General features: G+C 44.5%; 11 protein-coding genes. All 11 read left to right on the top strand.

The window, feature by feature from the left end; genetic code table 11:
• The first annotated feature begins 87 nt into the window (after window positions 1-87).
• The 11 genes from QI63_RS10675 to dxr all read left to right on the top strand — a co-directional run bounded on the left by QI63_RS10675 (window position 88) and on the right by dxr (window position 12,688).
• Window positions 88-1,593, top strand: coding sequence for a lipoprotein 17-related variable surface protein (locus tag QI63_RS10675; RefSeq protein WP_044016257.1), 1,506 nt, complete (start codon window positions 88-90; stop codon window positions 1,591-1,593).
• 93 nt (window positions 1,594-1,686) lie between these two features.
• A complete protein-coding gene (locus QI63_RS10680; protein ID WP_044016259.1) occupies window positions 1,687-3,798 on the top strand; it encodes a formylglycine-generating enzyme family protein in 2,112 nt (703 codons plus the stop codon).
• Window positions 3,799-4,199: 401 nt separating this feature from the next.
• Window positions 4,200-5,924: a proline--tRNA ligase gene (locus QI63_RS10685; protein ID WP_044016261.1), complete on the top strand. Its 1,725-nt coding sequence runs from the start codon at window positions 4,200-4,202 to the stop codon at window positions 5,922-5,924.
• Between the two features lie 89 nt (window positions 5,925-6,013).
• Window positions 6,014-6,751: a DUF2715 domain-containing protein gene (locus QI63_RS10690; RefSeq protein ID WP_044016263.1), complete on the top strand. Its 738-nt coding sequence runs from the start codon at window positions 6,014-6,016 to the stop codon at window positions 6,749-6,751.
• Between the two features lie 101 nt (window positions 6,752-6,852).
• Complete coding sequence (locus QI63_RS10695; protein WP_044016265.1) at window positions 6,853-7,437, top strand: Maf family protein; 585 nt, start codon at window positions 6,853-6,855, stop codon at window positions 7,435-7,437.
• Window positions 7,438-7,571: 134 nt separating this feature from the next.
• Window positions 7,572-8,456 (top strand): 30S ribosomal protein S2, encoded by an 885-nt coding sequence (gene rpsB / locus QI63_RS10700; protein ID WP_044016267.1) that lies wholly within the window; start codon window positions 7,572-7,574, stop codon window positions 8,454-8,456.
• Between the two features lie 82 nt (window positions 8,457-8,538).
• Window positions 8,539-9,375: a translation elongation factor Ts gene (gene tsf / locus QI63_RS10705; RefSeq protein WP_044016268.1), complete on the top strand. Its 837-nt coding sequence runs from the start codon at window positions 8,539-8,541 to the stop codon at window positions 9,373-9,375.
• A gap of 9 nt (window positions 9,376-9,384) precedes the next feature.
• Window positions 9,385-9,939, top strand: coding sequence for a ribosome recycling factor (gene frr, locus QI63_RS10710; RefSeq protein ID WP_044016270.1), 555 nt, complete (start codon window positions 9,385-9,387; stop codon window positions 9,937-9,939).
• Entirely contained in the window at window positions 9,939-10,619 is a 681-nt protein-coding gene (gene uppS, locus QI63_RS10715) for a polyprenyl diphosphate synthase (RefSeq protein WP_044016272.1), read from the top strand. Before frr ends, uppS begins: the two co-directional genes overlap by 1 nt.
• Window positions 10,616-11,464 (top strand): phosphatidate cytidylyltransferase, encoded by an 849-nt coding sequence (locus QI63_RS10720; RefSeq protein ID WP_044016274.1) that lies wholly within the window; start codon window positions 10,616-10,618, stop codon window positions 11,462-11,464. Before uppS ends, QI63_RS10720 begins: the two co-directional genes overlap by 4 nt.
• 75 nt (window positions 11,465-11,539) lie before the next feature.
• Window positions 11,540-12,688: a 1-deoxy-D-xylulose-5-phosphate reductoisomerase gene (gene dxr / locus QI63_RS10725; RefSeq protein WP_044016276.1), complete on the top strand. Its 1,149-nt coding sequence runs from the start codon at window positions 11,540-11,542 to the stop codon at window positions 12,686-12,688.
• Window positions 12,689-12,715 lie beyond the last annotated feature (27 nt).

Here is a 12,715-nt window from a genome sequence, read left to right on the forward strand (position 1 = left end):
TCGTTTGCCTTTTAGCAATTCCTATAGGGTAAAACGAAAGAACCGGACTTTAAAGACCGGAAAATATTTTTTGATGAGGTATAAATAATGAAGAAACTAATACTTTGCATAACAGCGGTGATAGCTATCGGAATGACAAGCTGTAATTCGCCGTTAGATCATAAGGGGTCATCGGAAACACCTGGTGTCCCATCTACTCCTCCGCAAAATCCGTATGAATTGGTTGAAGCGGATGTGTTTGAGGCGTTCTCTCTCTCAAAGGGACATATCACCGCTTCGGCAGCCGCCAAAAAGATTGAAAACGGCACTCCGGCAAGCGGTATTACGTTTACCGAAAGAAAAATGATTGCGTATGACGATGAAGCAGGAACATTTACCATAACAGTAAAGGGGACGAAAGACGGTAAAAACTTTTCCCAAAAGATTTCCGTAACCGGATTTACGCATCCGCTTGCAGAGAAATTTGTACAATCGGTTGCCAGTTGCGAGCTTAATTTGGACGACGCTATAGAACACAATTATTCGCTTGCAAAATATATTGAAGAAGTAAATAAGGATAAGAGCGGAAAAAAGCTCGTAAAAAAACTGTCGTTTATGCTGAGCGATTCCGTAACAACCATAGAACTTGGCGAACACGACAGCTATACACTGACGGCAAAGGCGAAAAAAGGCTCGCCGGATACGAAGATAGTGGTTCAGCCGAGTGTTATGTTCCGAAAACTCACCGAGGGCGGGACAGAAACACTTGTCAAGAATACGGTATTTTCGTTTACCCATTTAAATTCATCGCTGAAAAAAGACTATTTTGAAGCAAAGGATGTATTCAAGTATATTTTGGATAAAACTGCCGATAGCGCTATAAAAGCCGATCTGAAGGAATTTGCTTCGTCCTTTTATGCCGGTGCAAAAGCTACCGGACAAGCACCGGCAAATCTTTTTACTGAAGAATTTACAAATGCGGTTAAAAAATATGCCGATCTGTATCAGACTAAAGATATGAATAAGCAGCTCGCAATCGATAAAATTACGTACGGTATCGCTCAGCCTAAAAACGGCGGAATCGATGCCGATGACTACACAGGTACGGTGAAGATAAATCTTTGTATTGCAACAAGTGATCAGGTTACTGCTCAGAACAATATTTCGGCAATTAAAGAGATAAAAAAATCGGGGTTTGCAAAGATAACCAATGCGGATGAATTAAATAAACAAGTTTTTTTCGCGGTTGTCTCTAACCTAAATCCTTCAGATATCGATGTACAGACTTGGAAAAATAAAATTTTTACAGGCCGCCGTTTACTGAGTGTAAATAATAGTAATGGAACTGTTACCCCCAACCCCATTGCCAATCCTCTGCCCGGCGGTTCAGGTGAGCCTTTTCAGTTGTGCGTAAATGGAATGGGGAACCTAGCTTCTCAATTGGGATGCGGGCATTTTGGGGCTTCGCTGACTAAAAACGGAAAATCAATTTTTATAGAAAATATAGTTTTGGACAAAAAACAGAATGAAACGGATCTTAAAATAACGGTACAGTTAAAGGGTTTCACTGATTTTTTGACAATAGTAACTAACCCGGGGCAGGCATATAGATAAGATTCACCCGTTTGTCCGCACAGGCGCAAACTTGTCCATTGAACCTGTTTGGAAGCGCAGTTATCGAACAGGTCGATTATACGAGGAGAGCTTATGAAAAAGATACTATTGACTATAGCAGCGGTGATAACGCTTGCTGCATTTTTTGCAGGATGTAAAGTTCCCAATACTCCCTCCAAGGAGCCGCAGCCGTTACCCCCGTCTTCCCCACAGGAGGAGGGCGGAAGCGGCGGCAGTTCGACACCTACACAAATAATGATAACAGTTGCGGGAGATGAACACGTTACGCTTAAAGCGGAAAAAACATTTACAGCAGATAAAGGAAAAACCTGGCACCAATTACAAGCATTGGCGGAAGATAAGATAGACCACTACAACGAACATTACGGACTCGACAAATGGAAACTTACCAATGCTGCCGGTCATGATTTAATTGCTGACTATGTTTTTAATGCAAATACAACCGTTTTTGTTGTAACAAAACAGATCACAACGCCGCTGCCCTCTAAGATTATGATAACAGTTGAGGGAGACGCAGGGGTTATATTAAAAGCCGATCCTACATTTGAAGTGGCTCCGGGCAAGCACTGGGATGAAATCGAAGCGCTTGCAAAAACGAAAATACAAAAATATAAGTCTCATTATGAGCTTAAAAACTGGCGTCTTAGCAATGCTTCAGGGCAGGTTTTGGATGACAGCTATATAACTTCGTTTAATGCCAATACTACCGTCTTTATAGAAACAAAACCGGTAGATATACAGCTTACCATTAAAGGAGAGCATGTTGATATCACTTCTCCTGCCGAAATGTATGTACCTAAGGGCACAAAATGGAGCGAAATAAAAACCAGAGTTATGGATAAAGTTAGTCAAAAACCCGGTTTTGTCATACTTGCATGGAAAAAAGGCAGTAAAACCGGTATCGAATTTTACGATAACTTTCAATTTAGAGGCAAAACAACGATATACGTCGAAACAAGACCGACAGATGTTACCATCACGATAAAAGGAGATGGTCATGTGCAGCTCGGTGCGTCGCCTACAATCACAAAGCCATATGGCGTAAAATGGAGAGAAATAAAAGACGAAGCAAAAACTAAGATAACCTGTACCCCAGGCTATGTGTTTGCCACATGGAAAAAAGGCAGCACAACCGGAAAAGAGCTGTTTGACATTGATGATTTTGAAGAAGACACCGACATATATGCGATAACACAACAAGTTCCCGTTCCCGACGGTGTAAAGGTAACGCCTCCTACAGGCGGTATTACCGGACATGCCGTTTCGTATACCTTGCCAACTGCCGACGCTTCATGGAAAGGCGTATTTATCAATGGACGCACAGTCAATTTAAATGCCTATACTATAGGTAAATACGAAGTTAGTGTGCAAATATGGAATGAAGTGTGCGAATGGGCTCAAAGGAACGGTTATTTGTTTGAATTTGACCCTAAAAACGACGATACTCCTACCCAAGCTAATCAGCCGATGGCAAACATAAGCTGGACCGACTGCATAGCGTGGTGTAATGCATATACCGAGATGAAATTCGGAAACACGGAACAGTGCGTATACCGCGACGGATCGCCATCGGGGAAGGTCATAAAACAGGCTTTCCATGGTGATAAAGCATATTGCGATTTTTCTAAAAAAGGATTCCGTTTGCCGACGGAAGCCGAGTGGGAGTACGCTGCCCGCTGGCAGGGTAACGACAGCACCAATGCCGAACAATACGGTACTGTTTATTTAACCAATTTGAATTCGGCAAGCGGTGCAACAAAGCCTGTTGGCTTTGAAGGTATGGCAATGCCGTCCGGTGAAAGTTATGAAACCTTATGCGCAGAAACCACCCGTGTTGCAGTTTTCAATAAATGGTGGAACGGCACGGAATTTGCATCACAAAGTCCCTCCGTACCTGGTAGAGCAAATGTCGGAGACAAAACAGCCAACAAATTGGGACTGCACAATATGAGTGGCAATGTTGCAGAATGGTGCTGGGATTTATATACAACCATAAATGCAAGTACAAATGCCTATCCTACCGGTCCTTTTCCGGACTATGAGACGCAACGGGTAGTACGCGGCGGCAACTGGTCTGAAAGTACCGGACAAGCTGTATACGATTGCATGACCGGCAAGCGAAAATCAAAAGGTTCCAGTGGAGCTGATCCTATCAGAGGCTTCCGCTTAGTCTGGCAAGAGTAGCCGGTAGTCATTTCCCAACGCGGACAGTTTGTTCGTGTTGCAGGGACTCCGCATGTTTTTATTCGTGCGGAATCCCTGTTAGCCTCTATATGCTCTACTTTACATAAAAAAAGAAATTCTATATGCTTCCACTCTGGTTTAAGGCAGTGAGGTATCAGGGCAACCGTATCGGAGATATTTCAAGCGGTTGCATTCCTTATTGTGCGAAATTTTTCTAAAATTTCGCACAGTTTATTTTAGAAGAAGGGTAATCACATCAGGTATATACATAAAAATCGCAGAATAATATAGGCTGGGCGACCATTTGAGCCGTGAAGCGGCGAAACTCTGGTTGAACGGCCTATATTATTCTGCGGGGTTGTAAAAAGAGTCTGATGAGATTACCCTGAGTGAGGCATAGTGTGAAAAGATCTCAAACGTTTATTCCCACATTACGGGAAACACCTGCGGAAGCAGTCGTTGTCAGTCATCAATTATTATTACGCGCCGGAATGATCCGTAGATTGGGGAACGGGCTGTTTAATTATCTGCCGCTCGGTTTACGCGTGTTCAGAAAGGTTGAAAATATCGTACGGGAGGAAATCGACGCTACCGGATGTTTGGAGTGTAAAGCTTCGGTTGTTGCTCCGGGCGAGATTTGGCAAGAGTCCAAGCGCTGGTACACGATGGGAGACGGGCTTTTAAGGATGAAAAACCGCCTCGGTCAAGATCTCGTTGTCAGCCCGACAAACGAAGAATCGTTTACCGCCCTGATGCGGTACGAGCTCGGTTCGTACAAGGATTATCCGCTTTCCGTATATCATATTAATACAAAATACCGGGATGAAATTCGTCCGCGCTACGGGTTAATGCGCGCCCGTGAATTTACGATGAAGGATGCGTATTCCTTTCATACAAACGCTGACTGTCTTGATAAAACCTACCGTGCATTCGGCGAAGCATACGAAAAGATATTCCGCCGTTTTGGCTTAAGCATTATACGGGTTCGGGCGGACTCCGGTTCTATGGGAGGCAGCGGCTCCGAGGAATTCATGATTGAATCTGCCATCGGGGACGACACGCTCATCCTCTGCCCGCAATGTCGCTATTCTGCAAACGAAGAAAAGGCTGCCTGTGCACCCGATCCCTACACCGAACTTCCCGAAACAGCGGAAAAATGCACGAAGCTGCCGACACCCGATGCCCGCACAATAGAAGAATTAGTTGCGTTTTTGCACACTTCGCCGAAAGCATTCATCAAAACCTTAATCTATCGTGTAAAGGATTCCGAGGTTATCGACGCGGAGTTTGTTGCAGTGTGTATCCGCGGTGATTTGGAAGTAAACGAAGCAAAATTAACGGCAGTACTCAAGGCCGCGGAAGTTGAACTTGCCTCTAATGCGGATGTTGAAGATATTACGGGTACCGTAGTCGGATTTGCCGGTCCTGTCGGCTTAACCAAGGCTCCCGTATTGGCTGACGAAAGTGTCATGCTGATGCATGATGCCGTTGCGGGTGCGTTGGAAAAAGATATGCACTATGTTCATGTTGAACCGAAACGGGATTTTACTCCCGCGATGGTGTGCGATGTCCGTGTCGTAAAGGCAGGCGATCTTTGCCCCTTGTGCAAAACACCGTTTTACAGCAAAAAAGGCAATGAGCTTGGACATATCTTCAAACTCGGTACAAAATACACTGAAAGTATGAATATGACTTACCTTGACGAAAGCGGTCAACAGCAGTACCCTTTAATGGGGTGCTACGGTATCGGTATCGACCGTGCTCTGGCATCGATTATCGAAGAGCATCACGATGATAACGGAATTATCTGGCCGATGAGTGTTGCCCCGTATCATGTCGGTATTGTACCGATACAATATGAAGGAACCATGAAGGCTGTTGCTGACCGGCTGCACGATGAACTCACAGCTCGCGGTATTGAGGTATTGCTGGATGACCGTGTAGAACGTCCGGGGGTCAAGTTCAAGGATATGGATCTTATCGGCTTGCCTATCCGGCTTGTTATCAGCGATAAGAAACTGCCTGATATTGAATTTAAGTTCCGTTCGGATAAAGAGTCGATGAATATGCCGCTTGAGGGTGTTATCGATTATGTTGTGCAACGCGTTCAGCGCGAATTAAAGTAGGTATGGGGTTGTCTCTCTGATCTAAACGAATTGGGGTGTCAGAGAGTACTGCATTATAGTAGTCATAAAACTTTAAGGAGGGTTGTGTTATGAAAAAGAAGATTTTATGTATGTTGATCGGTTTAACACTTATGGCGCCGCTCGTGTTTTCCGATGGAGTCGATTTTTCGGCACAAGTGAGTCCTGTCGGATTTATGAATTTCAACGTGTGGACAAAGTATGATAAAGATACCATTAACAATGCATCTGCACAGATAAAAGAAATATTCAACGACTATAATAAGTTCTTTCACGACGGCTATAATATGTATACCTTAGGAGCGGATCTTAGAATAAGCGGTGCGTATCTTACCCTGAATGTGGGACTTCCCCGTAAAATTAGTATCGATGATATAAAAAATTTCGGGGGAACATTAAAGAACAATTCGTTTATTTTTAACGGACAGCTTGGCTATGGGGGAACTTTCTTTAAAGATTCTCCCATCAATTTGTTTGTTGGGGGCGGTGTAGGATTTGACCTCATCAGAACAACGAGAGATATTCCGGCTGGCACATTACTTTTGGCTAACTGGACAGAAGACCGTCTCATTGGTTTATTGGGACTCGGCCTTAATGTCGGGGTAAGTTTTTACTTTCTGCCTCATGTAGGTATTTTTGCAGGCGTTACGGATAATCTTTCGTTCGTACAGGTGTCTAACCAGCAATATTATACAAATGCCGGCCTCTCTGTTTACTTCAAGGATGGCGCGAAGGATATTAAAAAGATGACATCGGGGCTTTTGGCAAACAATTTTACCGCACGGTTAGGGATTGCTTTTAAGCTGTAGAGACTCCTTGGGCAATATCTTTGTTGCATTGTGTTTGTGCGCTTAATTCGAATTTCTTGTCCTGCTTGTCTTTTTATTCTTCCTTTCGTATACTGTTGTGAATGGAACCGATTATTCTTGCATCAAAGTCACCCCAGCGGCAGGACATCCTTAAGCGTTTAAACATTCCGTTTATCAGTATCCCGTCGGAGGCCGATGAATCCATCGCCTCCGATCTTCCTCCCGAAAAAGCAGTAGAACAGATCGCATTGCGGAAGGCTGAAGCAGTGCTCCGTTCGCCGCTAAAAATCAATACACCGTGGATTATATCTGCCGATACACTTATCTTTTCTAATGGTACGCACATGGGTAAACCTGCCGATATTGATGATGCCCGTAAGATGCTGCAATCGTATTCAAATACGGCGCATAAGGTTATAACGGCGATTTGTTGCTATGACGAAAAATTACAGCACATTTCAACCCGAATCAGTAGTTCTCACGTATTTTTTAAGACATTATCAGAGGCTGAAATCGATTGGTACCTGAGTACCGGGGAATGGCAGGGGGCTGCAGGAGGATACCGTATACAAGGAACCGCAGCTTGTTTTATTACAAAAATAGAGGGTTCATACAGCGGAATTGTAGGCTTGCCTATTTATGAATTATATGATATTTTGACCGAACACGGCTACAGTTTTACCTAAGAACAGCAGCCGTGCAAATATCCTAAAATGCAGAGGAAAATTTCTAAAATCTCACTACGTTTTCAGAAACGCCTTGAATGCATTTTTAGAGAAATAGAGAAGGATGGGCTTAAAAAGCTCGTGAAGGAGTAACCATGGCAGTAGTAACCATGAAAAACCTGCTTGAATCCGGTGTTCATTTCGGACATCAGGTAAAGCGCTGGGATCCGCGAATGAAAAAATACATTTTTGCGGAGCGGAACGGTATCCACATTATTGATTTGCAGAAAACTATCACTGCAATCCGTGAGGCGTATGACGCGGTACGGAAGACAACCGCAGCAGGAAAATCCGTCTTATTCGTTGGAACTAAAAAACAAGTACAGCAAACCATTGCAAAAGAAGCTGAACGCTGCGGTATGTTCTATGTTAATAACCGCTGGCTCGGGGGAATGCTGACAAACTTTTCTACCATCAAAAAAAGCCTCGCTCGTCTTAAGAAAATTGAAAAAATGGAAAACGACGGCACTTTTGACAGCCTGACTAAAAAAGAAGTCGCCGTGCTGCAGAAAGAAAAAGCCAAGCTCGAAAAGAACCTCGGCGGTATCAAAGAGATGAAAGATCTCCCGGGCATTATCTTTATCATCGATACACGGAAAGAAACTATCGCAATCAGCGAAGCCCGCCGCATGGGAATCCCGATTGTCGCAGTAGTTGACACAAACTGTAACCCCGAAGGTATCGACTATCCGATTCCGGGTAACGATGATGCTATCCGTTCGATTTCTTTGTTCACTCAGATTATTGCCAATGCCGTTATCGAAGCTGATAACGAAAGCGGTCTCAAGATTATCGAAAATCTGCAAGACGGAGAGGAAGGATTCAGTGATTCCAATATCGATCCGTATCAAGATCGTGAAGATGAAGAGATTACCGATTATTCCAACTACACCCCTTCAGAAAAGAACGATCATGAAGAAGATTCGGATGATGGAAGCAGTTCTTTAATTGATGAAGATGAACTGTACGGCGACCGCTAAAAAACGTATAACCTGCCGCTGAAAGATGTGCATACTTTCGGCGGCATCTTACTATGCACAAAGATTTAAGGAGAAAACAGTTATGGAAATAAAAGCATCTGACGTAAAGGCGCTGCGCGAAAAAACCGGCGCCGGTATGATGGAATGTAAAAAAGCTCTGCAGGAATGTAACGGTGATGCAAAAGAGGCTGAGAAATTCTTAAAAGAAAAAGGTCTTGCTGCTGTTGAAAAGCGTGCAAGCCGCGCGACCAGCGAAGGTATCATCGTCGTTAAAACCGCCGATTCTAAAGCAGTGATGGCGGAATTAACCTGTGAGACCGACTTTGTCGCAAAAAATGCCGATTTTATCGCAGTCGGCGATAAAATTGCAGAAACAGCCCTCGCAAAAGGCTATACCGATGTTCAACAAGAATTGAGCGATATGGTACTCGACCTTGCCACACGCGTACGCGAAAATATGGGCTTACGGCGCTTAACTGCCGTACAAGCAGGCAGCGATGAATACATTGCGCATTATGTCCACTCCGACAAAAAGACCGGCGTTATCGTCATGTTAAAATCCGATAAGACCGACGTATTTGCCGACAAAGTATTTCAGGAATTTGCGTATGACTGCTGCCTCCATGCAGCGGCATTTACCCCGCTCTATGTAAAGAAAGAAGATGTCGATGCTGCCTATATCGACGAGCAACTCGAAGTATTCCGCGGACAGGTTGCCGAATTACAGAAGCCTGACAATGTAAAAGAAGGAATCGTAAAAGGAAAGCTGAATAAGCATTTAGCCGAGATATGCTTCCTTGAACAAGCCTTTGTTAAGGATGATAAGCTTTCCGTGACGGCAAAAATGAAGGAAGTCGGAAAGCAGCTCGGTGCGAATATCAGTCTTTCAAAGCTTGTATTGTGGCAGCTTGGCCAATAGAGGGCGGATATGAGCGATATTCATAGTGTCTATGAAGAAAAAATGAAGAAGTCGATTGCGGCGTTAAAAGACGATTTTAACGCCCTTCGGACAGGCCGCGCCTCTGCTTCTTTGTTCGACAAGATACGGGTGGACTGCTACGGGGAATCGACACCGCTCAATCAAGTTGCGGGTATCTCCATTCCCGAAGCGCGCTTGGTTGTTATTCAGCCGTGGGATAAATCGTTGTTGGGAGAAATCGAAAAAGCCATCCTGAAATCGGAACTTTCGTTAAACCCTGCCAATGACGGTAAACTTATCCGCATTGCGATTCCGCCGCTTACCGAAGAACGCCGGAAAGAGCTTGCAAAACAAGCGAAAAACTTTGCCGAACAATGTCGTGTAGCGATTCGCAATATTCGGCGTGACGGTATTGATGAGGCAAAGAAGCAGCAAAAAGACGGTTTGTTGAGCGAGGATGCCTTAAAAGCAGCCGAAGAAAAATTCCAAAAAGCAACGGATGCTCATATCAACGATATTAATAAGCTCCTTGCAGAAAAAGAAAAAGAAATTATGGAAGGTTAATGATAGTGCAGCATATTGCCGTCATTATGGACGGCAACGGGCGATGGGCTCAGCAGCGGGGGTTAGCTCGTACAAAAGGACATCGAGAAGGATTGGAAGCAGCAAAGCGGATTGTCAAAGCTGTTGCCGATTTGCATATACCATACATTACTCTGTATGTGTTTTCGACGGAAAATTGGAAACGCACGGAGGAAGAAGTCGGTTTTTTGATGGGGCTCATTCAACAACATCTCCGTGCGGAGCTCGCCTTTTATGCTGCAAATAATATTAAAGTGAGACATATCGGTGATGCAGCGGCGCTGCCGCGTGCAATTCAAACAGAGATTACCGATATAGTGAAAAAAACGGAACACTACACGGGAACAACGATGCAGCTTGCCATCAACTACGGTGGTAAAGATGAAATTATCCGTGCAATAAAAAAACTGAGCATTGGAGAGCTTGAAACCCTTACGGAAGATTCCTTTGAACAGTTGCTCGACACAGCCGGTGTTCCCCCTGTAGATCTTGTTATTCGTACCGGCGGAGAAAAGCGTTTAAGTAATTTCTTATTATGGCAAACCGCGTATGCCGAATTTTACGGTACGGATGTTTTGTGGCCGGATTTTACGCCTGCCCATCTGATGGAAGCATTGGACGCTTACAGTAAACGTACACGGCGCTTCGGAAGGATCGTATGAAAAAGATTATTGAACGGATAATAATGTTTGTCGTCGGCTTGCCTCTTGTAATCAGTTCGGTATATTTTTTGCCGTATCAACATTTTTTGGTGTTGCATCTCGAAATATTTATTGCTACGGCGCTTTCGATCATAGAAATCCGTACTATGTTTTCCCGAAAAATTGCCGTATACTCGATACCGATTGTTTTATTTGCCGGTATGCTTATTCCCGCGGCTGCATATTTTTTTATACTTGGGCTTTTATCCCGCGTTGGGATGGTTTTGGTTGGTATCGGCGCTCTTTATTTTATATTTTTTGTTGAAACTTTTTATTCTTTTTCAAAACCGTTTGAAAAAAGTATTCAGCGTGTGTGTTCTGCCGTATTTATTGTTTTTTATCCCGGAATTTTGGTCATGTTTCTATCAGCTATGACACGCTGGCCGGACGCTTCTAATATTATCGCAATGTTTTTACTGATGGTTTTTTCCTGTGATTCGCTTGCGTGGCTCTTTGGTATGTTGTTTGGGAAGGGAAACCGTGGCTTTGTACCGGCAAGTCCGAATAAAAGCATCGTAGGTTTTATCGGCGGGGCTGCCGCTGCAACTGCGGTCGGCTTTCTTGCCTTTAAGCTGTTCCCTGCTAACTTTGGGAAGAGTCTCAGCGGCTCTTTGTTAACGGGGTTTTGTACCGGTTTGGCAGCTATAATCGGGGATCTTATCGAATCTATTTTTAAGCGTTCTGCTGAGGTAAAAGATTCCGGAGCGCTCATACTCGGACGTGGCGGAATCCTCGACAGTGTTGATTCTATTTTACTTGCTACGCCGGTATTCTATCTTTGCTATCGATTTTTCATTGGGGTATAAAAGCATCTTTAAAAGTTCGGCATCTCGGAAAATGAACCATCTGTTTTTAGATGCCTCATGATATAGGGCAAAATAATGAAAAAAATAATCGTGCTCGGAGCGAGCGGAACAATCGGACAAAATACTATCGATATTATACGCCGGTTTTCAGACCGTTTTGAACTTGCCGGTGTTTCCGTGCACACCAAGACCGATGTATTGGATGCCTTACGTGCCGAATTTCATTTCAACGATTTTACAGTAACGGATTCTGCCGTTAGTATTTGGTATGATGCAAAGCATCGCAGTCTTGAACGGTTTCTCACCGAAACTCACGCCGATATTGTGGTGAACGGCATCGCGGGCGCAGCAGGGTTACAGGCGTCTCTCATTGCGGTTAAGACACACCGGACACTCGCTCTTGCGAATAAAGAAAGTATTGTGATGGCGGGGCATCTTTTGCAACAAGAAGCCGAAAAGTATCATTCACTCATTATACCGGTAGATTCCGAACATTCAGCCATTTACAGTTTAATACAAGCACACGGGCGGGAGGCTATTGAACGCTTGATTATTACCGCTTCCGGCGGTCCGTTTAGGACATGGACGAAGGAGCGTATTCAAGAGGCGACATTACAGGATGCGCTGAAGCATCCGACATGGACGATGGGCGCTAAGATTACCATCGATTCCGCTTCGCTTGCCAATAAGGCTTTGGAAGTAATCGAAGCGGTGCATCTTTTTGATATTCCTGCCGACCGTATTACCGTTGTGGTGCATCCGTCGAGTATTGTACATTCGATGGTGCAGCTTACCGGCGGTGAAATCTATGCACAGCTTTCTCCGCCCGATATGCGCAATCCTATTTTTGCTGCGCTCAGCTATCCTGAAGAGCCGCCGCCTTATCTTGCACCGCTCGATTTTACCAAGCCTGTAGATCTGCACTTTGAACCGCCGCGGACGGAGGATTTTCCGATGCTATCGCTCGGGTTTACCGCCGCCCGTAAAAAGGCAGGATATCCGATAGCATTCAATGCCGCCAATGAACAGGCGGTCGCGGCGTTCTTGGACGGTAAGCTGCGTTTCGTTCAGCTTGCGGAGATTACCGCACAGGTGATGCAGGAAGATTGGAGCGCCGCGCCGAAGGATATAACGGATGTTATGCGCATCGACGAATCCGCCCGCCGCCGCGCAGACTCCTTGATACAGTTTATTTTAGAAGAGAAGGGAAAACGAATCAGATAAATAAATAAGAATCGCAGAATAAGTGAG

Source organism: Treponema sp. OMZ 838 (assembly GCF_000775995.1).
Lineage (GTDB): Bacteria > Spirochaetota > Spirochaetia > Treponematales > Treponemataceae > Treponema.

What these genes read in the sequence shown, in the direction of transcription:
- QI63_RS10675 (WP_044016257.1), top strand. Translation starts at nt 88, where the DNA reads ATGAAGAAACTAATACTTTGCATAACAGCGGTGATAGCTATCGGAATG.
- QI63_RS10680 (WP_044016259.1), top strand. Translation starts at nt 1,687, where the DNA reads ATGAAAAAGATACTATTGACTATAGCAGCGGTGATAACGCTTGCTGCA.
- QI63_RS10690 (WP_044016263.1), top strand. Translation starts at nt 6,014, where the DNA reads ATGAAAAAGAAGATTTTATGTATGTTGATCGGTTTAACACTTATGGCG.
- QI63_RS10695 (WP_044016265.1), top strand. Translation starts at nt 6,853, where the DNA reads ATGGAACCGATTATTCTTGCATCAAAGTCACCCCAGCGGCAGGACATC.
- rpsB (WP_044016267.1), top strand. Translation starts at nt 7,572, where the DNA reads ATGGCAGTAGTAACCATGAAAAACCTGCTTGAATCCGGTGTTCATTTC.
- tsf (WP_044016268.1), top strand. Translation starts at nt 8,539, where the DNA reads ATGGAAATAAAAGCATCTGACGTAAAGGCGCTGCGCGAAAAAACCGGC.
- frr (WP_044016270.1), top strand. Translation starts at nt 9,385, where the DNA reads ATGAGCGATATTCATAGTGTCTATGAAGAAAAAATGAAGAAGTCGATT.
- uppS (WP_044016272.1), top strand. Translation starts at nt 9,939, where the DNA reads ATGATAGTGCAGCATATTGCCGTCATTATGGACGGCAACGGGCGATGG.
- QI63_RS10720 (WP_044016274.1), top strand. Translation starts at nt 10,616, where the DNA reads ATGAAAAAGATTATTGAACGGATAATAATGTTTGTCGTCGGCTTGCCT.
- dxr (WP_044016276.1), top strand. Translation starts at nt 11,540, where the DNA reads ATGAAAAAAATAATCGTGCTCGGAGCGAGCGGAACAATCGGACAAAAT.